Here is a 26,666-nt window from a genome sequence, read left to right as displayed (position 1 = left end):
ATACCGCAAAGTGGGGCGTGCAGATGGCGGGAATGAATTTTCAAACACGCTCTAGTACAGCACCGCCCGGTGCTGCATTGTATAATTAACCGGAAATGCATCGCCTGATCTAGAACAACTTTAATAATTACGTTCTCGCAGTCAGACGGACATTTTACGATGAATAGCACAATGCGGCACCGGGCGGTACTGCTTTATTCTTGCTTTATTCTTACTTTATTTTTACTTTATCCTTCCTTTATACCCGTTCTTCTCTTTGAATCTCTTCCAGGATTTCTCCCTCTCTCTTATGGCAGGTAAACAGCAATACCTGACTGTCACTTTTACAGAGCCATTTCAGTGTTCTTTTCAAACGTTGTTCATCATACATGACAAATGCATCATCAAATATCAGAGGCATTTTCTCACCGCTTAGAAAAAGCTGTGCCGCCGCCATTCTCAGTGCAAAATAGATCTGATCCATCGTTCCTCTGCTGACCTGTTCCAGATACAGCAGTTTATGGGGTGTATTGATCCGTACCTGCATATTGGCATCCAGGTATATGCTGGTATAACTGCCTCCTGTAACCTCATTTAAGATATCTGATGCCGTATAGTTCAGCTTCCTTGCAGATTCCTTGTATATCTCTTTGGAAATCTCCTGTATGGTGGATATTGCAATCTCCAGTGCCTCTATATCATTTTGAATCCGGTTGCTGTCTGCTTTCTCTGCCTGGATGTCCGATTGGTTCTCCTTTAGATTTTCTAATAAAACCCGTTTTTCGTGTAATTCTTCCTGAATCCGTTCTAAGTTCCATACCATTTTCTGGGAGGCTTTGGACGCTGCACTGGTGTACTGGCGGCCTTCCTGCTCCCGGCTTCTGGTATAGCGGTTTGTATACCAGCAGTAAGCAAACAAAAGCACAGCAGCAATTCCCAATGACATTTTCAGCCATAGGGGTTTTAGCAAAATCCCCATCAGAACCGCTATCCCTGCTGCGGTAATCAGATAGATCTGCCGTATTTTCAACATTTTGATTTCTTCCTGGTCTCTTGCCTCTATGCGGGCTCTTTTTTCCTGCTCCGCAAGTCCTTCCCTGGCCTCTATGCTGCGCAGTTCCTGAAGTTTACGCGTTCCGTCCTCCTGCTGCTTCTGCAGCCCCCGGATCTCCTGTTCCACATAGTCCAGTTTGATCTGTACCTGTTCCAGGCGTTCCGTGCGGATTTCATCCTGCTGTTTCTTTTTTATCCCGCATTCCCGCTGCTTTTCTTTTAGGGTCTCAATCGCTCTGACCACATTGATTTCATCATCCCCTGCACTTTCAAAGTTCGCCATATAATTTCGCAGTTCTGCAGCCAGACCCTCATCCGTCTTGCTGGAATTCTGGCGGATAAATATGGTATTGCGAAATGCAGTTTCATTCAGTCCCTCCATGAGCATCTGAAGGTCCCCATGTATAATATCCAGCTCTTCCCCGTCTGTCTCACAGATCAGCAGAGCCTTTTTTTCCAGTTTATTAAAATTTCTTTCAATCCGAAAGATCTTTCCACCGCTTTCAAACCGCATAACACCGGCAAAATATCCCGGGTTATCCCAGGGCTGGCGAATAGAATACTCATCATTTTTAGCAGCTCTTCCCCTCATTTTATCAATGCCAAACAGCATTCCCCTGATAAAAGCATGGATCGTGCTTTTTCCCATTTCATTTTCCCCGTAGATGATATTAATCCCCTCATGGAAAGTAATTGTCTGATCCTTAAACTTTCCAAAATTCTTGATCTGTAACTCCAGAATCCGCATCATCTCACCTCGTTGTCTCTAACATTGCCTGTATTCCATAGTACAGAGCCTTACTTTGTACTTCATCCATGGAATCTGTATTCAGGCGCTGAATGTATCGTCCTACTACGCTGTCTGCATACTTTTTCCCTAACTTTTCAAAGTCATATGCAGGTTTGGACAGATCAGCCGCTTCCACTATATTTCCCAGTTTTTCATAACTTTTCAGATCATATTGAATTTCAGGATCCCGGTAGCCGGTAATTATTATTTTAAAAATGTTGTGTCTGCCTAATTTCTTCATATATGCCTGAATCTTTTCCTGCAGGGAATAATCCGTCTGGTTTTCATCTGTTTCTACCTTTAAGTGGATATATTCCCGGACTGCACTTGGTATAAACCGCGCCGTAAGAGTACGGTTTCTGTATTCCCCGATCATATAGCCGTGTGGTCCCGTATCATTTTTATCCAGGGGTTCCAGGGCTCCTGAGTATGCCATTCTGTTTGCCTCCAGTATCTGCGGCTTGTGAATGTGTCCCAGGGCTACGTAATCAAATCCTGCCTGGCAAAGCTGCCTCTTATTAATCGGGATATGTTTTTCATCTCCCCCATGTGCCAGCAGAATCGTGCACACCCCCTCATCCTCCGGTACCAGTTCATCATATAAAGCATTTGTGATCTCCCTGGTATGATAACTCAAACCATAGATTGTGGTATTCAGATCCGGAAAATGAATCCTCTGGCATTCCTGGTTTTCCAGACAGATCACATTTTCATTCCATTTAAAACCATGGTAAAAAGAATCCGGCTTCAAATAGTCATGATTCCCAATGATAAATACCACTCTGGTCTCATGAAGGGTGGAGAACAGATAATTCACTTCCTTTAATTCTTTTAACAAAGGCTGTCTGTGAAAAAGATCTCCTGCTATCAGAAGCAGATCCGCCTGTTCTGCTTTTGCAATCCGGATAATATTGCGGAAGCTGTCCCAGATCTCCGTCTTACGCTCTTCACTCCAGGGATACCCCACATCTGGAACTGCCCCCAGGTGCACATCTGCGATATGGATAAATTTCATCCAGATTCCTCCTTTCCTATTGGAAAAGACCCTGTTGCTCCATACAGGGTCTTTTCCAATTTATTACCGTATCAGAGCAAGTGCCTGTTCCAGATCAGCAATGATGTCCTGAACATTCTCGATGCCCACTGAGAAACGAATCATTCCCGGTGATACACCGGCATCTTTTAACTGCTGGTCATTCATCTGTCTGTGGGTATGGCTTGCAGGATGAAGTACACTGGTTCTGGCATCTGCCACATGTGTGACGATTGCAGCCAGCTTTAAGTCATCCATAAATTTTACTGCTGCCTCTCTGCCTCCTTCCAGCTCAAAAGAGATAACGCCGCAGGTGCCCTTTGGCATATATTTTTTCGCGGTCTCATGATACTTATCTCCGGGAAGACCTGCATAATTTACATGGGATACTTTTTCATGAGCCGACAGATACTCTGCCACTTTCTGGGCATTATAGCAGTGTCTCTCTACACGCAGAGGCAGGGTCTCTAACCCAACATTTAACAGGAAGCTGTTCATTGGTGCCGGGGTTGATCCAAGATCTCTCATTACCTGAGCAGTCGCTTTCATTATGTACGCACCTTTTCCGAATTTCTGTGCATAGATTACACCGTGATAAGAATCATCCGGCGTTGTCAGTCCATGGTATTTGTCACCATATGCATTCCAGTCAAAATTACCGCTGTCCACGATAGCGCCGCCTACCTGCATTGCATGTCCGTCCATGTACTTTGTGGTGGAATGGGTAACGATATCTGCTCCCCATTCAAAAGGACGGCAGTTTACCGGAGTGGCAAATGTATTATCTATAATTAATGGTACCTGATGATCGTGTGCAAGCTTTGCAAATTTCTCAATATCCAGTACTACCAGCGCGGGATTAGCAATGGTTTCCGCAAATACAACCTTTGTATTTGGCTGAAATGCCTTGCAAAGTTCCTCATAAGAGGAATCCGGGTCTACAAAAGTACACGCAATGCCAAGCTTTTTCATGGTTACGCCAAAGAGATTATAAGTACCGCCGTAGATTGTGGAAGAAGCTACAATATGGTCTCCTGCCTCACAAATATTAAAGACTGCATAAAAGTTGGCTGCCTGTCCAGAAGATGTCAGCATGGCTGCTGCGCCCCCTTCCAGATCACAAATCTTACTGGCAACACTATCATTTGTTGGATTTTGTAATCTGGTATAGAAATATCCCTCTTCTTCCAGTGCAAATAACCTGCCCATCTCTTCTGTGGAATCATATTTAAATGTTGTACTCTGTACAATCGGAAGCACCCTTGGCTCCCCTTTTTTTGGTTTCCATCCGGACTGAATGCATTTTGTCTCAATTCTATAATCGCTGCTCATGCTAACTCTCCTATCTCTAATATAGTCGTATTATCTGTATTTTGTATAGTATAGCATATCTGATTGAAAATAGAAATCCTGATTTTTTGAAATAATCCTGCAATTATCTAATTTGAAGGCGTGTTTTCACGCTGCTTACTAACAAATAAAAAATCAAGGATAATATATGTCGTTATCAGAACAAGAATAGAAAAAACAGTAAATAGATTACTTGAAACAAGATGAAAATTCAGCACAAAAGTCTTGTGTTCCATATGAAAAATGAGATCATTAACTTTACCCAGTACCAGAGATATATTATCTAATTTTTTATATCCAATTGAACAATAGTATATCGCTGGAAATATTAATAATATAGTAAAACATATACGACATTTTATATGAAATGTTATTTTCTCTTTTCCATACGATACTTTTCTATTTTTCTTTAAGTATTTCCAATTAAATACAAGAAACAATGCAGATCCTGATAAGATCATGATAAAGAGTTGTATAAAAATCAAAAAAACTGGCTTTGGGATCCAACAAGATTCTGAATGATAAAACTTAGAAAAAAACCAAATAAGAAAAATAAAACAGTAGAAAAAAATACTCTGATTGTTTTTATATATCTCATAAATATCCTCCCTTTACAATATGGCGTTTGCTATATAGGATACCTATTGTTCTACCATAAGGCGTCCATCCACCATAAACGCCTATTAATTTATTGTTTAATCCCATATTATCAATCCACTTATTGTATATTAGAATTTACGCCATCTTCTGTGCTGTTGCCGGTTAACTCTTATAAAACGCTGTTGGCAAAAAATACAATGGAATCAACCTCCTTATCAAAAATATAATATTTTATTTAAAACTCTTCTCTCCTATATAACAGAAAGTCATCCATACCCAAACAGATAATCATTTAAAAATCATCAAAGATATTTCTAATATATTTTACATATTATCATAGCTTAGTTTGCCTTTCTATATGTATTATTACTAAAAAAATAAACTTTGTGAATCTTACGCGTTATATTTTCTTTTTTTTATCGTTAAACACATCAATTCCTCTATCATTTATATTAAGAGGAAGGATATAATCCTTCTCCCTCAAATATTTACTGTATTTTTCACCTGGAAAAAAGTCTATAAAAACACTCTTTTTCTATCCCCAGATATAATACATCACTACCTGGGCAAGCCCCGCCAAAAGCATAACACTAATGGGATTCATCTTAAACTTTCTCAGAAGGATAACCGCAGCCGTAAATATTACCACAGCCTGTACCTTTAAATCAGAGAAATGAACTGAAAATCCCGAATCCCCCCAGAAAGATAAAACGAGGATTGCAAATCCTGCTGATGCAATCATTGCCACTACCGCCGGTCTTAAGGTTCCTAAAATTCCCTGCAGAACTGCCATTTCACGATATTTAAAATAGACATAAGCCAGGAGGGATACGATGATACAGGACGGAAGAATGCATCCGATGGTCGCTACCACCGCTCCCTGGATGCCCCCAATCTGCAATCCCACGAAAGTAGCGGAATTAATTGCAATCGGTCCCGGCGTCATCTGGGAAATGGTAATCAAATCTGTAAATTCCTTTACGGAAAGCCACTGATGGATATCTACAACCTGATTTTGTATCAGAGGCATAGCTGCATAACCGCCTCCTATACTGAACATTCCGATTTGTATAAAACTTAAAAACAGCTGTAAATATATCATTTGCCTGCCCCCTTCCTGATGTTATACACCGCTCTGATTACTCCAATCACGCCACAGGTCAGAATAATCAGAATCACATTGATATTTAACACATAGGATGCAGCAAAGGCAGTAACCATAATGATAACGGAAAGAACATTTTTTTCTTTTACAATGTTTCCTCCCATTTCAATAACCACATCTGCAATTACAGCAGCCACACCAGCCTGCATCCCGGTGAGGACCAGGTTCACAATTAAATTATCCCGGAAAGCCGCATAAAATATGGAAATTACCGATAATATCACAAACGGCGGGAGCACAGTACCAATGATCGATACCACTGCTCCCGCTGCTCCTGCTACCCGGTATCCCACAATAATCGCCCCATTTACCGCAATTGCACCCGGTGCCGACTGGGCAATTGCGGTCAGGTCCAGCATCTCCTGCTCATCAATCCAGTGATAACCGTCCACGAATTTTTTCTTCATTAATGTGACAATTACATATCCCCCTCCAAAGGTAAATGCACTTAGATAGAGCATAGACAAAAACAGTTTTAATAAGATTTTCTTTTTCCCCATTTGTAAAATATCCTCCTTTTCATCATTGTTACTATAACGTAATTTACCGGAATAGTAAAATAACGATATCTGATGAAAAGTATATGATTTTATAATGTATTTTTAAAGACGCTCTGCACTGTATAAAAGCTGTATGATTCCATATCCTGCTACAAGTGCCGCCAGACAAAAGAATATTTCCATTCCCTGTGGTATTCCCGGAAATACTTCAGCCATTGACCCGCCCACAAACCCCAGAATAATCAGGTAGGTTGCCTGCGTATGGTTTTTCATTGCATTTTCCAGCAGTTTCGTAGTAAGTATGATTCCCAGAATAATCCCCACTCCAAGAGGAATTAAGTAAGAGAGATTTAAATCTCCGATAGCCATCATCGTTTTATCATAGATTCCCAGGAGCAGAAGCAGATAGGATACGCTGATTCCCGGAAGCACTAATGCCACTGCTGCCACAATTCCCGCAGCCCCCAGCAGCAGAACCCCCAAAATGCCTTTTCCGTCGCCCATCTGTAGAAAATCAGCCGGAAGAAATTCAAACAGAAACACCCCAGCCAGACCTATTGCCGGATAAAGAATCACTTTCCAGGTTATTTTGTTAACCTCTGCTTTTTGATAGATCATGGGAATGCCGCCCGCAACCACACCGATAAAAAAGTACAGCAATAACATGGGATAGGATTCGATCAGATAGAGTAAGGGCTTGGCAAGGAGCATCATTCCCACTCCCCCGCCAACTGAAAAGGCTATGAGAAAAATCAGACTATTTTTTACATCTTTCAAAAAAGAACTAACTGATTCAATTAATTTATCATATATCCCCAGGATCATGGCCATAGAACCTCCGCTCACTCCCGGTACCAGCATGGTGCCTCCTACACAGAGGCCTTTCAGGGCTGTCGTTATTATATCCTTTGACATTTATTTCTCCTGCACATCTTTCATTTTACTATTAATTTATTCGAAAAACGTGAATATATACATATACCCGACATCCACTTTTATCCCGCATTCAAATATCATCTGATAAACAGAGCATGCCTGGATAATCATTCTGGCATATCAAAACTTGTCTAAAAAATGAATCTTGAAAAAAGCGTGTCTTAGAGCGTATTCTGACAGAAGTATACTTTGCAGAAAACATTTTAAGACACGCTAAACATTGTTATTTAAAAATATGAATCGTTCCTTTGTCATTCAGATTCTTGATCAAAGACAGCGTAATGGGAAATCCAAACAGCCCAAATACACCTAAGACCTGAGCCCCTACAAACATCGACATCAATGTTACCAGGGGATGCAGTCCAACCTGGCTTCCAACGATCTTCGGTTCCAGGATGTTGCGAATAACCGTAACCACCAGGTAAACGCACAGCAGGCCAAGTGCCAGGGTGTAATCTCCCTGAACTGCAGTAAGAATCGTCCACGGAATCATGATGCCGCCGGTTCCCAGTACCGGAAGTATATCAAAGATTGATATCAGAAATGCAATTAGGATCGCATTGTCTATCCGAAGTATCGTAAGTCCAATAGATAGTTCGATAAAAGTAATACACATGATCAGCGCATAGGAACGGATGCATTTGAACAGCGTATTGATAACATAATCCTTTACCTCTAACGCCAGTTTTCTGGGTTTTTCTTTTAACTGCCTTAAGAGAAATCCCATGACCTTATCATAATCGATGGTCAGAAAGAAGGTAGAAATTACGGTAAACAATACACGGATTAAAAATCCCGGCAGCGTGGATGCATAGTTGGATATTGCTCCTATTACTTTCATTGACAGGCTTGAAATGCTCTCACCCAGGGATTTCACCAGGTTCATTGTAATCTCTTCCAGCGTGGAAATCATAGATGGATCCAGCCTGGACAGAGATTTCTCCAGTGAATCAATCACTTCCATTAGAGAAGGCTCGATATCCTTTGCATAAATCTGAGGAATGTAAAAAAACAACTGCTGTACGGATGTAAACAAACGGATTCCTATAAGAGTAAACAGAACTCCAATCACGGCATAAAACAATATTACCAAAATGATTGCCGCCAGGGTCCGGTTGACCCTGCATTTTTTATTAAGGAAATTAATTGGTTTTTTAAGGATAAATGCAAAAACAAATGCCATTAAAAAAGGGGCTATATAAGACAATCCATACTTAAGCACAACTACTACAATTGCCCCGATAATAAAACAATATATAAAATTAACGATAAATCTTTTTCTTTTTTCTATCTCCATAGATCTTAGATCCTTTCTCAGACAAGACGTGTTTGGAAATTGCTTTCTAACGGCTGTACGTTCCAGTTTGTGGGAGATTTGTCACGAACGAAGGGCGCATAGCGGGCTACGTACCTGAATTCAGGGCAAAAATACTATCGACGTTTTACCCGTAGCAGTTCTAATTATTTTATTCGAAAATACCTGGGCGCCAGCCGGTAAACCAACACAAGCGCTACCGCGATATAGCATATCGTAAATGCCAGTACCGCCATTGTGAAACCGGCTCCTCCCGCCTCTATTTTCAGGCACATAAAACAAATAAAATACATTGCACTGTTAATTGCTGTAAAAAACGGATTTTTAATATCCAGCCCTGTGGAATATGGCTGGAACACATAGTACAGGAATAAATGATGTATGGTAAATAAAACAGCCAGCAGCATGACCGATACCGAAAATGCCAGAAGATCGATTGAAAATATTGTCGTCTCACACAATATGCAAAAAATAACCGCCACTGCACACAAGGCGATTCCCACGGCAAGATTATACAGGGATATCCGTATCAGCCTTATTTTAAAATTCTGCAGTATGGTTCCTGGTTTCCGATAGTATCCATACCGTAGCAGACTGATATCACAGTTATAAAACATAGCCCTGCAGGACTTATCCCCAACTGACATCGCGTACATGATAAAAACGAAGTACGGTAGCAGCACACACAGATTCTCACTCAATTTTACCGCTGTATTTTTATCACTTACAAAGAGGAAGATTCCCCCTGCAAGGATACCTGCTGTTATCGCAAGCCTGTAATAAATCGGCCTCACGAGCTGCCGCCGGTGCCTTGCAAAGAAAATAGCGTTCATATACGCATATCCTTTTCGGTTCTGGTATTTCGCAACCTTTTCCTGACTGATTTTGAGATCCTTTTCTTTCATTTCTACTTCAGCAAAAGAAGATTGCTTTGCCTGCTTCATCGCATCTGAAAACAGATATTTTAATTCAATGGACTGCTTGAGTTTATTTCCATAGCCTTTATATCCCCACATGATATAGTAAAAAGCGGCAGCCCCGGCAAAGACTGCAAGCAATACGAATACCGGATGAATAATCAGCGGGGCAACTGTCTGGGGCAGGTGCAGGAAAAACGGAATGTAAGCAGCTGCAAGGGAAACAAGAATCACGCCCCAGGCAAATCCCATATTTCTGGATAACACAAACCCTTTTTTATCGTATAGGTAGACCTGTAAAGCCTCTCCCATCATGCGAAATGAGAGGAATAGCAGCCACAGTCCAGCCCCCTGAAGTACGCTGCCTCCTGCCATGCGGGCTGCTATCATGAGAAAGGGAAGGTAATAAACAAAAAAGGGAACATATTTGGAAAGCAAGGTTGCCTGCACGTACCTGGCCGCATCCATCTGCATGTATTTGATACAGGTAATCTTCTGCCTTGTAACGGAAAAAACCTGGCTGTCCTGTAATGGACCCAGTATACAATTCATAAAGAACAAAATATGAACCATCCATAAAAACCGTTCTCCCGGAGCTATTATCTGATTCTTCCCCATAAACAGGATCGGTAATCCAACCATGACTGCTAAATAAAGACCTTTTCCAGCAAATCCCACAATCTGCATCAGAACCGCTATGAGTACTGTCAGTACTTTTTTTGCCAAATCCATTCCATATACCTGATCCGGCACCAGCTTTCCGACCACCCAGAGGCGTTTCAAATAATATAGAAAAACATTTACCTGCATCACCGTTTTCAAATGAAAAATGATCTTGAATGTCTTAATCATGGTCCTCCTCATCCTGTAACAGCTCTATGATCCGGGTTTCGAAATCTTTACTTTTTAACATCTCATGATCCAGCTGCTGCAGCCTGCCTTCGCTCAAAACTACCAGCTCGTCGCAGAGGTCTGTTGCCAGTTGTAATATATGGGTAGAAAATATAATAATATGATCTTTCTTAATCTCACGCAGCAGTTTTTTAATTTCCAGTGCCACTACCACATCAAAAGAGGTCAGCGGTTCATCCAGAAGAATCACCGGAGGCCTTGCAATAATAAAACACAGCATCTGTAATTTGTTCTTCATTCCATGGGAATATCCTTTAATCAGACGATTTCTGTCCTCCGGGTCTATTTTCACCATGTCAAAATATGTATCAATCGTTATATCAGGATCTGTACGGTCCTGGTTTATTTCCATATAAAATTTCAAAAATTCGTATCCCGTGAGAAAATCCGGCAAAACCGGTGTGGAAAATACATATCCAATGTGATCTTCCGCCAATGCTTCCCGTGTCCCGTCATCCCGGCAGATATCTGCCGTGCCGCTGTCCGGAGCAATTTCATCGCTCAGACAGTTAAATAACGTGGTCTTTCCTGCTCCGTTTCTTCCAAGCAATCCATATATTTTCCCTTTTTCAAACCGAAAAGTACATCCCTTCAGAACCTCTTTTTCACCAAATGATTTCCTGATCTGTTCTAACTGAAGTTCCATTCGCCCTCCTTTTCCTGACCCTATTTATTTCTTAATTTTGGTCAAATAATAGCATGAATTTTCATTTGCTTCAACAAGATTTCCTATGTTTATAGTTTTTTAATAACTAAGTACAGCATAGCTCACGACAATGCGGAAGATGGCAAAATAGACTGTGCTGTCAGTTTGGTTTCTGCCCGGATGGATTACTGGCACAAAAACCGGGTGAAAGCAGCTGCCTGCCCACCCGGTTATAAGTTATACGCTTCCTATTAATGAATCTCTGACTACTGGTTTATGCCTGTTCTAATAATTCTTCTGCAACATTTCTGGCATATTCTTCACATGCACCGCAGCAAAGGGATACATTGGTTTCATCCTGAATTTCTTCAAAGCTTGCTGCACTTTTTGCAACCGCTTCTTCCATCTCCCCTACCGTTACATTATAACAATTACAAACTACTTTATCTTTTTTCATGAGAATATCTCCTTTATCATACATATTAATATCAATAACTATTATCGATATATTTAATATAATATATTTTAAATAGAATGTCCAGAGATTTCGTCTATTATTTCTAGCAATTTCTGGACCGGAGAATTTCATTTATTTCTTCTTGCGCCAGATCATGAACGGATAGCAATGGCTGTGGCTCTTTCTGACCTTCGTTTAAAAATTTTTCAAACCACATCACATCATGCCATTTCCCAAATTTATATCCGGTATTGTGATAGACACCCAACAGCGCAAAGCCATAATGCCGATGGAGATTTTGGCTTCTTTCATTTGGATAAGTAACCCCTGCATAGACATTTCGGATATTCTGGCGTTTCAGTATCTCTAATATGGCACCATACAGCGCTTTGCCAATGCCCTTTCCCTTTGCTTCGTCATCCACGTACACGGACAGTTCTGCATTCCACTGATAGGCAGCCCGTTCCATCTGCCTGTGTGCATATGCATAACCACAGATCTTCCCGCCCTCTTCATATACCAGATAGGGATAATCACAGGCTATCTTCCGGATTCTCTCTGCAAATACGCTAAGATGCGGCCTTTCATATTCAAATGTAATAACGGTATGGTCAATATATGGTCCGTATATATTTAAAATGGCTTCTGCATCTTCCGGTACAGCCATTCGTATTTTGTTATTCATTTTTATCACTCCTGTGCTCAGACTTTACTCTGGGTTGATTATAATATAGGAAAGCTTTGAATGCAACTCCAAATCCGGGGCAGATTTCCCTATCTTTCTTCTGAATATGCTTTTTTAATATGTTTTTTTATGATAAAATAAGACATAATATTTTTTACTGTAAAATTTTTACAATTCAGAAACTCCAAGGCAGGTAAAAGTCATGAAAAGAAACAAGATACTTATAGTCGATGATATGGAAATAAACCGGGCAATCTTATGTGAGCTCTTCCACAGTGATTACGATGTACTGGAGGCGGAAAACGGACTGACCGCTCTGAATCTTCTACACCGGCATCAGGACAGTATAGCAATTATTCTTCTGGATATCGTTATGCCTGTTATGGATGGATTTCAGGTCATGGAGCATCTCCAGTCAGAAGGAATTATGAAGAAAATCCCGGTTATCCTGATCACCGCTGATACTTATCAGGAAAATGAAATTAAGGCGCTCAACCTGGGTGCTTCAGATATTATTTTAAAACCGTTTAATTCACATATTGTTAAAAAGCGTGTAGAGAACAGTATTGAACTTTACCGGCATAAGAATCATCTGGAAGATCTGGTAGAACACCAGACAAAAAAACTGACGGAAACCAATGATTTTATCATTGATGCACTGAGTACGGTAATCGAATACCGCAGTCTGGAATCCGGGCAGCATATCCGGCGTATCCGGGTACTGACGAAAACTCTGGCATCCTGTGTACAGCGCATGTTCCCGGAATATAAGCTGACTCCCAGACTGATTGACACCATTGCCAGCGCTTCCGCCATGCACGACATCGGTAAGATTGCCATACCGGATTCCATTCTTTTAAAACCGGGGCGTTTAACACCGGATGAATTTGAAGTCATGAAAACACACACGATCAAAGGCTGTGAAATTCTTCAAACCTTTCAGCGTATGGATGACAAAGTTTATTTGCATTATTGCTATGATATCTGCCGCTTTCATCATGAACGGTGGGATGGAAGGGGTTATCCGGACGGACTTAAGGGCGATGAAATCCCTGTCTGTGCCCAGATTGTATCCATCGCAGATGTGTACGATGCATTGACAAGTGATCGCGTATACAAACCGGCATACTCCCACGAGGAAGCGGCTCAAATGATTTTGCATGGTGAGTGCGGCACATTCTCCGATCAGATGCTTGCCTGCTTCCAGCAGGTATCCGGCATTTTCAAAGAAATCAGCGCTACTTACAAAGACGGCGCCATAGAGGATAATATTACCGCAGCTTTTCTTCCGGATCAAACTGAGCTTTCCGCGCCCTCCGTTAAAGATCCTTCTGACATTGCCAGAGAATTACAGGAGGCCTCCACTGCCTTGCAGAAAGAAACTCTGGAACGGGACGCTTTAATTAACGCCATTCCCGGCGGTGTGGCTAAAGTCGCGGTAGATGACGAGTTTCGCATTTTACTTGCTTCCGAGGGATTTTATAAGCTGACGGGATATACCAGAAATGAATATCACGCAGCCCCCATAGAAGGGAAAGGAATCCGACTGATTCTGGAAGAAGATATTCCCGAATTGACCAAATCCATCAATCAACAGATGAAGGAAGGCTCCCCCATTTCTGTTCAATACCGAATTCGTAAAAAAGACGGCGGCATTGCCTGGATTGATGTCCACGGCTCAGCGGTGGAAATAGAAGACGGAATTGCCATTGTGCAGGCGGTCTTTATAGACCAGACCCTAACTAAAAAAACAGAAAACATGCTTTTAATGAACGAGGAGCGGTATCGGATTATTGTAGAACAGGCTCAGGATATTATTTTTGAATGGGATATGATGAACAGTACCATGTATCATTCACCGGCCTTTGAGAAGAAATTCAAATACGACCTTCCCATACACAATTTCTGGGAAACCATATGTACAACAGATATTGTTCATGAAGAAGACAAGAAACCCTTTCTGGATTTCAAAGAATTGCTGCGAAGCGGACAATCCCATGCCGAACTGGAAATCAGGATAAAAATGAATACCGGAGAATACATCTGGTGCAGAATCAAGGCAAATGTTATCTTTGATCAAAACCAGCATCCTATCCGTACAATTGCCACCATATCAGATGTGGACGATTACAAAAAGGAAAATGCACTTTTGGAAAATATGGCACAAAAGGATCTGCTGACCGGCGTCTATAATAAGCTTACTACCGAAAAAATCATACAGGATTATCTGTCTGCTGACGGTAAAGACAACTGCCATGCTTTGTTTATTATTGATATCGATAACTTTAAAACAGTCAATGATACGTTCGGACATACCGTTGGGGATACGGTTCTGCAAATGATCAGTTCCTGTCTGAAGACCCATTTCCGAACAGAAGATATTATCGGAAGGGCAGGCGGAGATGAATTTGTAGTATTCTTAAAAAATGTGCCTTCGGATGCCCTGATCTATGAAAAAGCGGAATTACTCCGGGATGCCCTGCAGAATTTTTCCTTATCCGCCAAAGAAGCCTTTCCTATTTCCATCAGCATCGGAATATCACTTTATCCACAAAATGGCTGCAAATACGCAGAGTTATTCACAACGGCGGATAAAGCATTGTACCGCTCTAAAAGAGATGGAAAAAACCGTTATACTTTTTATAAACAGGTGATTTGCTGATTCAGGGACGCTTTGTAGATAGCGATATCATACAAAGCGTCCCCTTCTCAGAATCACCCAATACTCTCGATTATGGCGTCTGGTAGTGTAGCGTTTATAACTGTTCACCCCAGTACTCCATCAAGCCAGAAACCCTACTGACAGTGCTGATTATTTTGTCAGTCTGCAAGGCGGAGGATGGAGTACTAGATATCTCCATTTTTATAAACAATCTTCCCGTCTATGATCGTATACAGCGTCTGTGTAAAAATTTCCAGCGGATTACCGGAAAAGATCACAATATCTGCATCCTTACCCGGTTGCAGGCTGCCAACCCGGTCCGATACTCCGCATATGACTGCCGGATTAATTGTGATTGCCTTTAATCCTTCTTCCATGGGCAGCCCCTGCTTTACGGAAAGCCCTGCACATAAGGGAAGGTAACGTATCATGGAAACCGGATGATCGGTTGTAATTGCGATCAGCACTCCGCTCTCCTGCAGGATTTTATCCGTCTTAAAACTCAAATTCTCAATTTCTATTTTAGATTTGGAAGTTAAATCAGGACCCACAATACAGGGATAACCGGATTCCACTATTTTTTCCGTTATCAGATGTCCCTCTGTACAATGATCCAGGGTTAAATCCACTTCATATTCTTTTGCAATTCGAATTGCCGTCAATATATCATCTGCTCTGTGCACATGTGCCTTTAATGGGATTTCTTTCCGAAAAACAGGGATCCAGGATTCCATTTGGAAATCTTCATCATCCTTATCTATCTTTCCAGCCTCTTTTTTCAGAAAATAATTCCTTGCCTGAAAAAGCGTTTCCCTAAGAAGAGATGCAATTCCCATGCGGGTAGCGGGGCATACATCCTTGTTTCCATAGTTCGTCTTTGGATTCTCTCCAAAAGCTATCTTCATCGCAGCCGGCTGCCGGATCACCATGTCATCAATACAGCGCCCGTGTGTCTTCAGGAATGCAAATTGTCCGCCCACCACATTGGAACTGCCAGGCCCCGCCATGACAGAAGTAATCCCAGCCATAATCGCTTCATGAAATGCCGGGTCTAACGGATCGATAGCATCAATTGCCCGAAGAGCAGGCGTAACAGGGTCCGTCACCTCATTGCTGTCATCTCCAATGCTCCCATGTTTTTCTTCTGTAATTCCAATATGGCAATGGGATTCAATGATACCGGGCATTACCCAGCTGCCTCCCGCATCTATGATCTCATCCTCACCGCTGAGCGGGAACAACTCTTCCATGCCCCCCACTTCCACAATTTTGCTGCCTTTGGTACGGACGTACCCATTTTCATAGGTTTTTCCTTCCATCGTATGGATTTTTCCTTTTATAATTAACAAATAATATCCCTCTTTCTAATGCAAATGCTTATTTTTACGTAGTAAATATTCTTTCGCTATTATTTGTTATTATTCAAAAATTATCCATTTTTTTAGCAGGGCATGATTTATGCCCTGCTAAATATCCCTTGCGATACAATCCGATATTCCACTTTTGCTTCTTTTTGATAGTGAGCAAGCCCAATATATATAATTTCGCCATTTAAACCATGAGCATATTGTAAATTCTCAATCTGTGCGATAGCCTCCTTTGCCAGAGCTTCCAGATTATGATTCGTCCTGTCTGTATACTTAAACTCCATAATTATATGTGGATTTTCTTTTCTTCTGGATATCATAAGGATATCACTTCTTCCCTTTCCACTCTCACGATTGCTTTTTATTTCGTAGATATCACTTAAGTATACACACATCCCAAGCATCATCATGTGATAGCTGCTTTCTCTGTCTCTCTTTGTCAAATCATGATAAGAGGGCAGTGATAAAAGTATCTCCCGATAAATTTGTTCAAAGGTTTCTATGTCTTTTTCCATCAGTGCAGTTGCCAGAACTTCCAGTTGGTTACTTCCAACATGAAGATAATGTGCCGTCAGCGCTTTAAATGATTCCCGTACCTCACCATTTGGAATACGCAGAACATATTTGTTATTGCGAATCACATTTTGAATTGTGACATACCCGGCATTAATCAACAACCCCCACAACGAGGCACTGCTTTTTTCTTCATAAAAAGAAGTTTGAATATCTGCTACAACCGAAACCTCACCACTTTCCATCAATGTTTCGTAACTCCCTAAAAATGATTGATCCGCAGATGATATCGCTTTTTTAACCATGGTATTCGAACTGGTATTTACCCAGAAGGATTCCAGACATTTTCTGTTGGCATAATTAATTACAGACCACGGATTATAGATTTCAACGCCTCCAAATCTATATCCGTCATACATCTCTTTCACATGCTCATCCAGTTCCAGTCCATAATAATTCAACAATACTCCAGCCTCTGTGTTCGTAAATCCAAAACAGTCCGCATATTCAGGATCCTTTACCGTACATACCAACAGGTTATTTAAGTCCGAAAAAATGTTTTCTTTTGCAACACGTTGAATTCCGGTTAGCATGGATGCGTTCAGGTATTCATTATCTTTTAATGCAGTTCGAAGAAGCGTTGCCAGGACATCATGGACTTTTGCATAATATCCATTCACATGTGCTTCTATAAAGGGTGTATCATATTCATCAATTAAAATATAGGGACGTATACCATAATATTCGTACAATGCTTTACTCAATTTATAGAGGCAATTGGAAATCAGTGCCAGATCATCCCCTCTTTCTTTCAACTCCTGATAGATTCTCTTCAGATCATACCGGACAGTATCAGACACTTTTTTATCCCGGATGATCTCTGTATATTCATCCAGCAGAGATTTCAGGCTGTCATAAAGAAGGCTGATTAAAAATGTACTGCTGCTTCCCTTACAGTCCTTAAAGCTTATAAATATAACAGGTGCCTTATTTATCCGCTGTGCATATACAGTCTCCATGATCCTGGTACCTTCAAATATATCCCCCGCATCCTTTGTGATATCCAAAAACTCAGCAAGCATGCTCATCCCCAATGTCTTACCAAAACGTCTGGGTCTGGTAACAAGTGTCACAGCTGCATCCCTCTCCAGAAACTCCTGAATCAGCAGTGTCTTGTCAACATAATAATTATTCTTTTCCCTTATAATACGAAAATCCTGCTTCCCAATGGGCAATGTCTTTTTCAAATGGTTCACCTTCTTTCAGACAATATCTATATTTTTATATTATAGCCCAAATTCTTAATCAATGCCACCTGAAAAGTTTTGACTGAATTAAAAAAACACGCTCCTGAACCACTTGAGCGTGTCTTATAAGATTTACTCTAAATGATAAACCTCTTCCATCCCGGACCAGAATTCCTCTTCTTTCCTGTCCTCCAGAGGCTGCATCAACGGCTTAACCAGATCCCACCACTTTTGCGTCGCCGGATCGGCTGCGACTTTTGCCATGTCTGCATCAAAGTCTTCTCCCACATATTCATAGTACGCAAACATGTAGTCCCCTCTTTGATAAATAGAATAGTTCTGGATGTTGCATGCTTTCAGTATTTCATTTACTCCCGGAAGGGGGTCTGCATGATATGCTTTGTACTGTTCCAGACCCTCGGGTTTTATTTTGATCATTTCACCTATTCTTTTCATATGAATCCCCCTGTTTAGCGCAAGCCTGCCTGCGTTATTCCTTTCGCTTTTACCCTATCCATTTCTGTATTAATGTTACTCTTCACCATAGACTTTCTGTGCTTCATCAAACAGGGCTTTTATGTTTGCCGGCGGCACATCCGGCATAATTGCTTCGTGGCTTGGAGAAATAATTAACCCTGTTGGAAAGATGGTGCGTAACTCTCTGACTTTCCCACACACTTCTTCCGGTGTTCCGTTTACCAGAAGATCCTGGGTATCTACACCGCCGCAGAAGGAAACCTTACCATCAAATTTTTCTTTCAGGAGCTCCGGCTGCATACCGGATGCAAGTGCCTGAATGGGGTGTACAATATCTACGCCGGCTTCTATTAAATCCGGAATAACATCAGCAATTGAACCACAGGAATGATAAATGACTTTCAATCCATAACTGTGCGCCTGTTCTACCAGTTTTCTGCAGCCTGGTATGATAAACGCTCTTACCATTGCCGGAGAGAGCATCAGTCCCCGCTGGCTTCCCATATCATTGCCGATCAGTACTGCATTTAATTTTCCTTTTGTTGCTTCGTAAAATATTTCATTTGCTTTCAGGTAGAACTCCACAATCTTATCATTCACCGCCTCATACACTTGTGGATTGGCAATCATATTCATGAGTGCTGTCTCCATTCCAAAGGAAGCGCATGCGTCCTGAAAATGAGCTGACCACATCATGCCCAAAACCACTTTGCCTTCAGGCGCCAGTTCTACTCTGCGTCTGCATTCTTCCACATCAATATATTTGGCTGGATCCGGCCACGCAAAGAAATCCAGGTCCTCCAGGTCTTCTGCATCTTTAAAGCATCCGTCTGCCGTTAAGGTTCGGTCTTCTGCATCCACATTTCCATCCATATACCAGTCAAATGCTGCATAAATTGCATTTGCCGTAGGAGACTGATAGGGTACCTCTACCGCATAGAAGTCATCTCCCACCGCCAGTTTTAATTCGTGCATATTTTTTACACCGTAATAATCAAATAACGCCGGCTGTGCAAAAATATCCGGCATACCAAGCCATGCCGCCGGTCTGTCTACCGGCTTTCTGTCTACCGTTGCATAAAAACGTTCTAAACTGTTCATCCTTTATTCCTCCCAAATTTACGCTCGTCTAAACACACCCTACGCCTGGCTTCTCTTCTGGATGCTGTTGATAATAACCGCACCAAAGATAACAAGACCCTTAATAACGCTCTGCATATATGCATTTACACCTAATAATACCATACCATTGCTTAAGATTCCAACGAATAGTAAACCAATAATGGTTCCGCCAAGCTTTCCTTCACCGCCCATCATATTCGTTCCGCCGATGATTGCACCAGCGATGGTATCCATTTCCCAGCCGTTAGCACAAGTGGGGTCTCCGGAACGTACCTTGGATGTTAACAGCACGCCTGCAACACCGCAGAGCATAGATGAAATAACGAAAACCATTGTTTTTACTTTTTCCACGTTAATACCGGAAAGCCGTGCCGACTCCTGATTTCCACCTATAGCATAGACCGATCTGCCAAATGCCGTATATTTCATAATGTAAATAAAAACTGCATAGAAGATAATCATGTAAATGACAAGAAAGGGAACCGGACCAATGGAACCAGACGCTATTTTTCCAAAGGAATCCGGAAGTCCTGCTACCGGATAGCCGCCCGTAATGGTCTGTGCCAGTCCTCTGAATGCCTGCATCAGCGCCAGTGTTACCAAGAATGAATGGAGTTTCAGCTTCGCGGTAACACCACCCGAGATAAATCCTAATACCCCCGCCACTAAAACGGTAAGAATAATTGCAATGGGAATTGGCAGCCCGGCGTTCATCATCATTGCTGCACATACAGAAGCAAAGGCTACAATGGAACCTACACTCAAATCAATATTTCCGGTTATAATAATCATCGTCATACCGATTGCAACAATAGACTGTATGGATATCTGTTTTACAATTGTCATTAAATTTGCTGTGGTTAAAAATTTGTCACTGGCTACCGTCATAATAATACACATTAAAACCAAAACAAAATACATGATATACTTCATTAAAAATGCTTTTATATCGAAACTTTTTGCTTTCGCATTCATCTTTCTATCCTCCAAAATTTACATAAGCATGTCTGAAACCCACTGTTTCCATGTTATACAATTACACGCCAGCGGCTGCTGCAGTGCTGGTTGCATAATCAAGCAGTACCTCTTGTGTCAAATCTTTATTTTCTAACTCTCCGGTGACTTTTCCAGCTGCTAAAACCAGTATACGGTTTGAAACCTGCAGCACCTCGGGAAGATCTGAGGAAATCATAATAATTCCGATTCCCTGTTTTGCCAGCTCGTTGATCAGTGCATAGATTTGATTTTTACTGCCAATGTCAATTCCTCTGGTGGGTTCATCCATAATGAGGACTTTCGGTTCTGTCGCCAGCCATTTTGCAATTACAACTTTCTGCTGATTTCCGCCGCTTAAATCCAGAGCTCTTTGATTTCCGTCACGGCATTTGATACTGAGGGATTTGATATATCCATTCATCAGATCCACTTCTCTATGCAAATCCAGTCCGATTTTCTTTTTCAATTTATCCAGAATAGTCATGCCCACATTTGTATGCAGATCCATATTTAATATCAGACCTTCTTCTTTTCTATCTTCTGTAACAAATCCAATTCCTGCTTTTTTAGCATCACCCGGGGATTTTATATGTACTTCTTTTCCTTCTATAAAAACTTCTCCGGAATCCCTGGGATCTGCCCCAAAAAGTGCCCTTACAAACTCAGTTCTTCCTGCCCCGGCAAGTCCTGCAATTCCCAGAATTTCTCCCTTGTGAAGCTTCATATTCACATTGTTGAACTTCTTGCCGGAAGAAAAATTTTTGACTTCCAATAAAACTTCGTTCGTTGCACAATTTGCCTGCTCGGTAACCGTCATATTCTTACCGACCATGTTTTCAATAATTACATTTTTCGGCGCATCTTCTATATCTAAAGTTTTCATGTATTTTCCATCTCTGTATACCGAAATCCTGTCACAGATGATCGGCAGTTCTTCCAGCCTGTGGGAGACATAGATGATACTGATTCCTTTTTCCCGCAGTCCTTTTACAACCTTAAACATATTTTCAATATCATTGTCCGATAAGGAAGCCGTGGGTTCATCCATGATCAGCACCTTTATATCATTCGAGAGTGCCTTCGCAATCTCTACCATCTGCTTCCCGGCAACACTCAAGGTTCCTACAATTGCGTCCGGTTTGATATTACACTCTAATAAATCTAAAATTTTCTGAGCTTCATCATTTATCTTTTTCCAGTCAATTTGATTCACAGGACCCACTTTCTTCTTTATTAATTTCCCCATATAAATGTTTTCCGCTACGGATACGGTGTTTATTAAACTAAATTCCTGATAAACAGCACTGATTCCCAGGGCACGCGCCTCAAATGTAGACTTTACATTGATTTCACTGCCATCCAGATAAATTTTTCCTCCATCCTTTGATAAAGCCGCTGTAATAATTTTAATCAAAGTACTTTTTCCTGCTCCGTTCGCACCAACCAGAGCATGCACCTCTCCCTTTCTCAGTTCCAGACCGGCATTCTCTAAAGCGATGATTCCGCCAAACTTTTTCGTAACGCCCTCTGCCTTTAATATAATGTCAGACACTTTCTTCACCTTCGCCTTCTTTTATTCTGTTTGTTAACCTGCTCCTTATGTTATCCCAGCAGCTTGTAAGAGCATATTTGAAAAATGCTTTCTGACAGCTATGTGTTCGTTCCGAAGCGTGTTTTAAAATTGCTTCTGGCAGCTGTGCGTACAGATGACAGGAATGAATTTTCAAACACGCTCTTAAGCTCCTGGCTATATTTTATGGACAGTCTCAGCTTATTTTACTAAATCTTTGTGTTCATCAATATAAGTCTGGACTTCCTGTGCATTGTCCCTGGTGTATGTTTTTAAAGGAACCAGAGTTTCTTTGTCAATGGTCTCGCCTTTTGCTGCTTTAACTGCATTTTCAACTGCCTTGTATCCGATATCATAAGGCATCTGTGTTGTTATTGCCTGTAATTTCACAGCATCACTTTGCATATCTTTTGCAAGATCAACGCTCATATCCGTTCCCATTACAACTACTTCTGGATTTCCTGCGTTCTGAAGAGCTGCCACACATCCTAAGAGTGAAGTCTGGTTCCATGCCCAGATTAACTGTACATCCGGATTTGCTGTTAAGATCTGCTCGGTAATATCAAGTCCTTCTTCCTGCAGTTCTGCATCCTGCTCTGCAACGACTTCCAGTCCTGCTACATCTTTAATCGCATCCTTGAACCCTTTACAGCGCTCAACGCCTACTTCATAACTGCTGTTTCCGATGATTGCCATCTTGCATCCGTCCGGGTAATTCTTTTCCACGTATTCCTTTACATATTCTCCGGTTTTTCCGCCCAGATCGTAATTGGAAACTCCTACAAACCCCTGTGTATCGGTATTAACGGTTGTATTCCAGTTCACTACCGGAATGGAAGCGTCCTTTGCACTTTCCACTGCCGCTACAGATGCATCTACGGAAAGAGGTGATATTACCAGTGCGTCTACCTGTTGTGCCACATAAGTTGCTACATTATCGGATTCCTTGGATACTTCGTTGTCGGAACTTACGATACTGAATTTAACGCCAAGGTCTTTTGCTGCTGCTTCCTGTCCCGCGATAACCTCCGCAAACCATTCACCAGATGTATTCATAATAACAGAACCAATGGTCAGGTCTCCGTTTGCAGCTGTATCTCCTGCTGCTTCACTGCCTGCCCCCTCTGTGCCTGCCGCAGTATCTCCTGCTGCTTCTGTAGATGCCGCCTGGGTTGAACCGGTAGCTGCTGCCTCCGTTGTCCCCTTATCGGATGATCCACATCCTGCAAGCATTCCTGCTGCCATTGCTGCACAAATTAATCCGCTTAAAACTTTCTTCTTCATTTGATATCCTCCAATTTGTTGTTTTTCTATTTTCTACACTCCTAATATAAAACAATCCCATGAAAAAATTAATTCAATTTTTTCATGGGATTGGTCGAAATTTTCACATGGACTCACAATGTTCATGCTAATTAAAGACTTAATTATTCGTACTGTTCGTACTTTTTAATACCAGAAATTATACATTATAATACGAAAGCGTATTTTCTATCTACTCCATGGAAGCCTCTTCCTCATCCATAGGATCCTGATAACTGTCAATATTTTCTTTTGTGATGGTTTGAATCGGGTCTTTATACCACGGCCGTAATTCTTTTCCGCCTGCGATATCGATGGCACAGTAAATGCTGTATGCCCCTTCATATACCGGCGGCTGTGTAATAAGACCGTAGATCTTTCCGTCTTTAACTGCCTGGAGAAATTCCTGGTCTTCTCCAATTCCAATAAGAATAACATCGGTTTTATCCAGGGACTCAAGCGCTGACCAGGCTCCTAATGCCATATTGCTGTCGTGACAGAAAATTCCTTTTATATCCGGGTTTTTACGCAGTAGATCAATGGTTACCAGCATGGCTTTTTCCCGGTTCCAGCTGCCGTTACCGATGCCGATGATTTCAAACTGGGGATGGGAGTTCATCTGTTCTACGAATGTCTGGGTGCGGTATACCTGGGGATCGCTTCCGGGCGCTCCCTCAATAATAGCAATTTTCCCGCCGTCTTCAAGAGCGGCAACCATCAAATCAGCCGCCAGGGCTGCTTCTTCTGAACTGCTGGCGCCAATATAAGTACTGATATATTCCGAAGACATTGCATCCACTTTCATATTCAGATTAATCACCGGAATCCCTGCTGCTTTTGCTCTCTTCAGCGAGGTCAGCATGGATTTGGCATTTACGGGACAAAGTATAATCACGTCCACCTTCTGTTCAATAAATGTATCCATTTGTTCTGTCTGTATCTGTTCATTCCACTTTGCATACCGGATATCCAGCGTGACCTTTTTTTGATTTGCCACATTGACCATAGCTTTGCTGACTGTCTTTAAATACGCGGAATCTTCTGATGCCAGAGTTGCTCCTATCACAATCCCTGACTTCTCAGACACCGGTTCTTCTGTACCGGATTCCTCCGTTTTCGCTGTATCCAAAGACTGACTTTCCCCTTGTAAAGGCTGGTCTTCTTTTCCCTTTTGGGTAAATCCGCTGCATCCTGTAAGCAACAACAGCAGGCAGATTATCAGGGATATGACACATTTTTTCATTTTCTCTGCCTCCTTTAACCTATTGTTTCTTCTATCACAGGTAAGATCAGTTCCGCAGTTGTTCCTTCTCCCAGGACGCTGGTATAACGCAGCCCATACTCTTTACCAAAGTACAGCTGAATGCGCTCATTTACATTTTTCACTCCGATCCCGGATCCGCTAGTGTTTTCAAATTTGGAATCTTTCGTCAGTATAGCCTGACAGGTTTCCTCGTTCATACCATTTCCGTCATCCCGGACACGGATACAGAGTTTCTCATTCTTCCTGCATGCCAGAATGTCAATCCTGCCCTTACCTCTTTTTTTCTTAATTCCATGATAAATGCTGTTTTCTACTATGGGCTGTACAATTAATTTAATGGTCTTGCAGTACCGGACCTCATCGTTTATTTCTATATGATAAGTAAACTTATCCGTATACCGCATACTCTGAATAACCAGATAATTGCGCACATGCTCCATCTCATCTTCTATACGGATAAACTCATTGCCCTTATTCAGCGAAATACGAAATAATTTTGCCAAAGCTTCTGTCATTGGCACTACATCGGAGTTCTTAGCCTCAGCCATCCAAATGATAGAATCCAGGGTGTTATACAGAAAATGGGGATTAATCTGTGCCTGTAATGCCTGAAGCTCGTATTTCCGCTTCTCCTCCTGCTCATTTACAACTTCCCCCATAAGATTTTCGATACGGTCCAGCATCTTGTTAAAGCTCTTAGACAGCGCACCTGTCTCATTGTGGTTCAGAATCTCCGCCCGTTCACTCAGGTGTCCTTCATCCGCCAGGTCAATATGACCTTTCAGACGGAGAATAGGATTTACCACCCCGGTTAGTATTCTGCTGAGTGCAACACCCAGAATGACCATCACCAGCACAATTGCCGCAATTACGATTCCAAGGGTATCGTACATGGATTCTTTTAGCTGTCCGGTTGATGTCAGGGAGAGGACTTTCCAGTCTGCTTTTTCGAATGTAGCTGTCACTACCTGATATTCTTCCTGATCGATCCGGGCAATAAAATTGTCCTTTTCCATACTGTTCATCTTCTCAAGCAGCTGCGGCGTAATCTTATTATAATTCATCGGATAGACAATCTGTCCCTGATCATTTAGAATACACAAAGTCCCTTCCCCAGTTGCATAAAAAGACTCAAATATTTCCGCGATTTTATTCAGGTTTAAGTCTATCAGAATCACGCCTAAAAAACTGCCGTCTTCATAGCTGCTGATTCTCCTGCTCAAAGAAATGGTCTGTTCCGTGTTGTCTTTCAGGAATTCATGCTGCATGGGTCCGGTGATCACGGATGTATTAGGTGACTCTAACGCTTTCTGATACCAGGAATAGGTCGCATAATCCTGAACTACGGACCAGAATTCATAAATGCTTTTGTGCAGAAGCAGACTCTTTTTTCCAAAAATCATCAGAGATGTGACGTCTGTGCGACTGTTCAGGGATGAATTAAAAACTTTGGAGCTCATTTCATAATCCTGCATACTCTTGGCATTGGTCAGATTACTGTACCCTTCCGCATTGTCTTTTTCCGCGATCAGATAATTCTGCAGATAATAGTTATAATTTGCTTCATTTGCGATGGATGCAATTTCATCAAAATAATTTTCCAGACGTTTATTGGCATTTTGCAGCAGCTGCCTGGAATAAGTCACATTGTCCGATTCGATTTTCTTTGTAAATATAAATAAAAACATCCCTATGAAAATCAGCATAAAGAAAATCACCACAGCAAATACCTGCAGCAGTGTTTTATTCTTTATCCCCATGTATTCATAGCGATGTTTTATTTTCTGAAATGTTGTTTTCTCCTGCAA

Annotated in this window: 23 protein-coding genes; 3 read left to right on the top strand and 20 right to left on the bottom strand. The window is 41.6% G+C overall.

All coding sequences use genetic code 11. The annotated features are described in order from the left end of the window. The coding region (locus ACH2DQ_RS15375) for a DUF6783 domain-containing protein (RefSeq protein ID WP_395027328.1) at positions 1 to 89 on the top strand (89 nt) is incomplete at its 5' end. 149 nt (positions 90 to 238) lie between these two features. Here ACH2DQ_RS15375 and ACH2DQ_RS15370 read toward each other — a convergent pair. From ACH2DQ_RS15370 to ytvI, 7 genes are all read right to left on the bottom strand, one after another. Next, positions 239 to 1,783 carry an ATP-binding protein gene (locus tag ACH2DQ_RS15370; RefSeq protein ID WP_394911522.1) on the bottom strand — a complete coding sequence of 515 codons (1,545 nt, stop codon included), beginning with the start codon at positions 1,781 to 1,783 and terminating at the stop codon, positions 239 to 241. A gap of 1 nt (position 1,784) precedes the next feature. Next, positions 1,785 to 2,837, bottom strand: coding sequence for an exonuclease SbcCD subunit D (locus ACH2DQ_RS15365; RefSeq protein ID WP_394911523.1), 1,053 nt, complete (start codon positions 2,835 to 2,837; stop codon positions 1,785 to 1,787). A 63-nt stretch (positions 2,838 to 2,900) separates the two neighbouring features. Then, on the bottom strand, positions 2,901 to 4,187 hold the full coding sequence (locus ACH2DQ_RS15360) for an O-acetylhomoserine aminocarboxypropyltransferase/cysteine synthase family protein (protein WP_394911524.1): 1,287 nt from the start codon (positions 4,185 to 4,187) through the stop codon (positions 2,901 to 2,903). A 1,153-nt stretch (positions 4,188 to 5,340) separates the two neighbouring features. Beyond that, positions 5,341 to 5,907 (bottom strand): chromate transporter, encoded by a 567-nt coding sequence (locus ACH2DQ_RS15355; RefSeq protein ID WP_394911525.1) that lies wholly within the window; start codon positions 5,905 to 5,907, stop codon positions 5,341 to 5,343. After that, entirely contained in the window at positions 5,904 to 6,470 is a 567-nt protein-coding gene (locus tag ACH2DQ_RS15350) for a chromate transporter (protein WP_394911526.1), read from the bottom strand. The genes ACH2DQ_RS15355 and ACH2DQ_RS15350 overlap by 4 nt, the downstream gene beginning before the upstream one ends. Before the next feature lie 102 nt (positions 6,471 to 6,572). Next, the gene (locus ACH2DQ_RS15345) at positions 6,573 to 7,385 is read right to left on the bottom strand and encodes a DUF368 domain-containing protein (protein ID WP_394911527.1); all 813 of its coding nucleotides are present in this window, start codon (positions 7,383 to 7,385) and stop codon (positions 6,573 to 6,575) included. Positions 7,386 to 7,629: 244 nt separating this feature from the next. Continuing rightward, the gene (gene ytvI, locus ACH2DQ_RS15340; protein ID WP_394911528.1) at positions 7,630 to 8,703 is read right to left on the bottom strand and encodes a sporulation integral membrane protein YtvI; all 1,074 of its coding nucleotides are present in this window, start codon (positions 8,701 to 8,703) and stop codon (positions 7,630 to 7,632) included. A gap of 53 nt (positions 8,704 to 8,756) precedes the next feature. On the opposite strand from ytvI, the gene ACH2DQ_RS15335 reads away from it, so the two are divergent. Further along, positions 8,757 to 8,858: a DUF6783 domain-containing protein gene (locus tag ACH2DQ_RS15335; RefSeq protein ID WP_394911722.1), complete on the top strand. Its 102-nt coding sequence runs from the start codon at positions 8,757 to 8,759 to the stop codon at positions 8,856 to 8,858. Positions 8,859 to 8,867: 9 nt separating this feature from the next. Here the strand turns inward: ACH2DQ_RS15335 and ACH2DQ_RS15330 are convergent, their stop codons facing one another. From ACH2DQ_RS15330 to ACH2DQ_RS15315, 4 genes are all read right to left on the bottom strand, one after another. After that, a complete protein-coding gene (locus tag ACH2DQ_RS15330; RefSeq protein WP_394911529.1) occupies positions 8,868 to 10,490 on the bottom strand; it encodes a hypothetical protein in 1,623 nt (540 codons plus the stop codon). Next, the gene (locus ACH2DQ_RS15325; protein ID WP_394911530.1) at positions 10,483 to 11,196 is read right to left on the bottom strand and encodes an ATP-binding cassette domain-containing protein; all 714 of its coding nucleotides are present in this window, start codon (positions 11,194 to 11,196) and stop codon (positions 10,483 to 10,485) included. The genes ACH2DQ_RS15330 and ACH2DQ_RS15325 overlap by 8 nt, the downstream gene beginning before the upstream one ends. A 274-nt stretch (positions 11,197 to 11,470) precedes the next feature. Next, a complete protein-coding gene (locus ACH2DQ_RS15320) occupies positions 11,471 to 11,653 on the bottom strand; it encodes a (2Fe-2S)-binding protein (RefSeq protein WP_394911531.1) in 183 nt (60 codons plus the stop codon). A 103-nt stretch (positions 11,654 to 11,756) separates the two neighbouring features. Next, entirely contained in the window at positions 11,757 to 12,338 is a 582-nt protein-coding gene (locus ACH2DQ_RS15315) for a GNAT family N-acetyltransferase (protein WP_394911532.1), read from the bottom strand. 202 nt (positions 12,339 to 12,540) lie between these two features. Here ACH2DQ_RS15315 and ACH2DQ_RS15310 point away from each other — a divergent pair, with 202 nt between their 5' ends. Beyond that, a complete protein-coding gene (locus ACH2DQ_RS15310) occupies positions 12,541 to 15,000 on the top strand; it encodes a diguanylate cyclase (protein ID WP_394911533.1) in 2,460 nt (819 codons plus the stop codon). A 185-nt stretch (positions 15,001 to 15,185) separates the two neighbouring features. Here ACH2DQ_RS15310 and ACH2DQ_RS15305 read toward each other — a convergent pair whose 3' ends face one another. The 9 genes from ACH2DQ_RS15305 to ACH2DQ_RS15265 form a co-directional block, all read right to left on the bottom strand. Beyond that, positions 15,186 to 16,349 (bottom strand): amidohydrolase, encoded by a 1,164-nt coding sequence (locus tag ACH2DQ_RS15305; protein ID WP_394911534.1) that lies wholly within the window; start codon positions 16,347 to 16,349, stop codon positions 15,186 to 15,188. A gap of 107 nt (positions 16,350 to 16,456) precedes the next feature. Then, on the bottom strand, positions 16,457 to 18,127 hold the full coding sequence (locus ACH2DQ_RS15300) for an AAA family ATPase (RefSeq protein WP_394911535.1): 1,671 nt from the start codon (positions 18,125 to 18,127) through the stop codon (positions 16,457 to 16,459). A gap of 132 nt (positions 18,128 to 18,259) precedes the next feature. Continuing rightward, positions 18,260 to 18,583, bottom strand: coding sequence for an L-rhamnose mutarotase (locus ACH2DQ_RS15295; RefSeq protein WP_394911536.1), 324 nt, complete (start codon positions 18,581 to 18,583; stop codon positions 18,260 to 18,262). 75 nt (positions 18,584 to 18,658) lie between these two features. Continuing rightward, positions 18,659 to 19,705, bottom strand: a complete 1,047-nt coding sequence (locus ACH2DQ_RS15290; RefSeq protein ID WP_394911537.1) for a uroporphyrinogen decarboxylase family protein — start codon at positions 19,703 to 19,705, stop codon at positions 18,659 to 18,661. Positions 19,706 to 19,744: 39 nt separating this feature from the next. Then, on the bottom strand, positions 19,745 to 20,701 hold the full coding sequence (locus tag ACH2DQ_RS15285; RefSeq protein ID WP_394911538.1) for an ABC transporter permease: 957 nt from the start codon (positions 20,699 to 20,701) through the stop codon (positions 19,745 to 19,747). Between the two features lie 61 nt (positions 20,702 to 20,762). Beyond that, positions 20,763 to 22,283: a sugar ABC transporter ATP-binding protein gene (locus tag ACH2DQ_RS15280; protein ID WP_395027321.1), complete on the bottom strand. Its 1,521-nt coding sequence runs from the start codon at positions 22,281 to 22,283 to the stop codon at positions 20,763 to 20,765. 210 nt (positions 22,284 to 22,493) lie between these two features. Then, the gene (locus tag ACH2DQ_RS15275; protein ID WP_394911540.1) at positions 22,494 to 23,576 is read right to left on the bottom strand and encodes a substrate-binding domain-containing protein; all 1,083 of its coding nucleotides are present in this window, start codon (positions 23,574 to 23,576) and stop codon (positions 22,494 to 22,496) included. 211 nt (positions 23,577 to 23,787) lie between these two features. Next, a complete protein-coding gene (locus tag ACH2DQ_RS15270; RefSeq protein ID WP_394911541.1) occupies positions 23,788 to 24,837 on the bottom strand; it encodes a sugar ABC transporter substrate-binding protein in 1,050 nt (349 codons plus the stop codon). A 14-nt stretch (positions 24,838 to 24,851) separates the two neighbouring features. Next, positions 24,852 to 26,666, bottom strand: a complete 1,815-nt coding sequence (locus ACH2DQ_RS15265) for a sensor histidine kinase (protein ID WP_395027318.1) — start codon at positions 26,664 to 26,666, stop codon at positions 24,852 to 24,854.

It is taken from the genome of Robinsoniella sp. (assembly GCF_034124845.1).
Note: the sequence above shows the minus strand (reverse complement) of the source record. Positions and strands in the feature narration are given on the sequence as shown.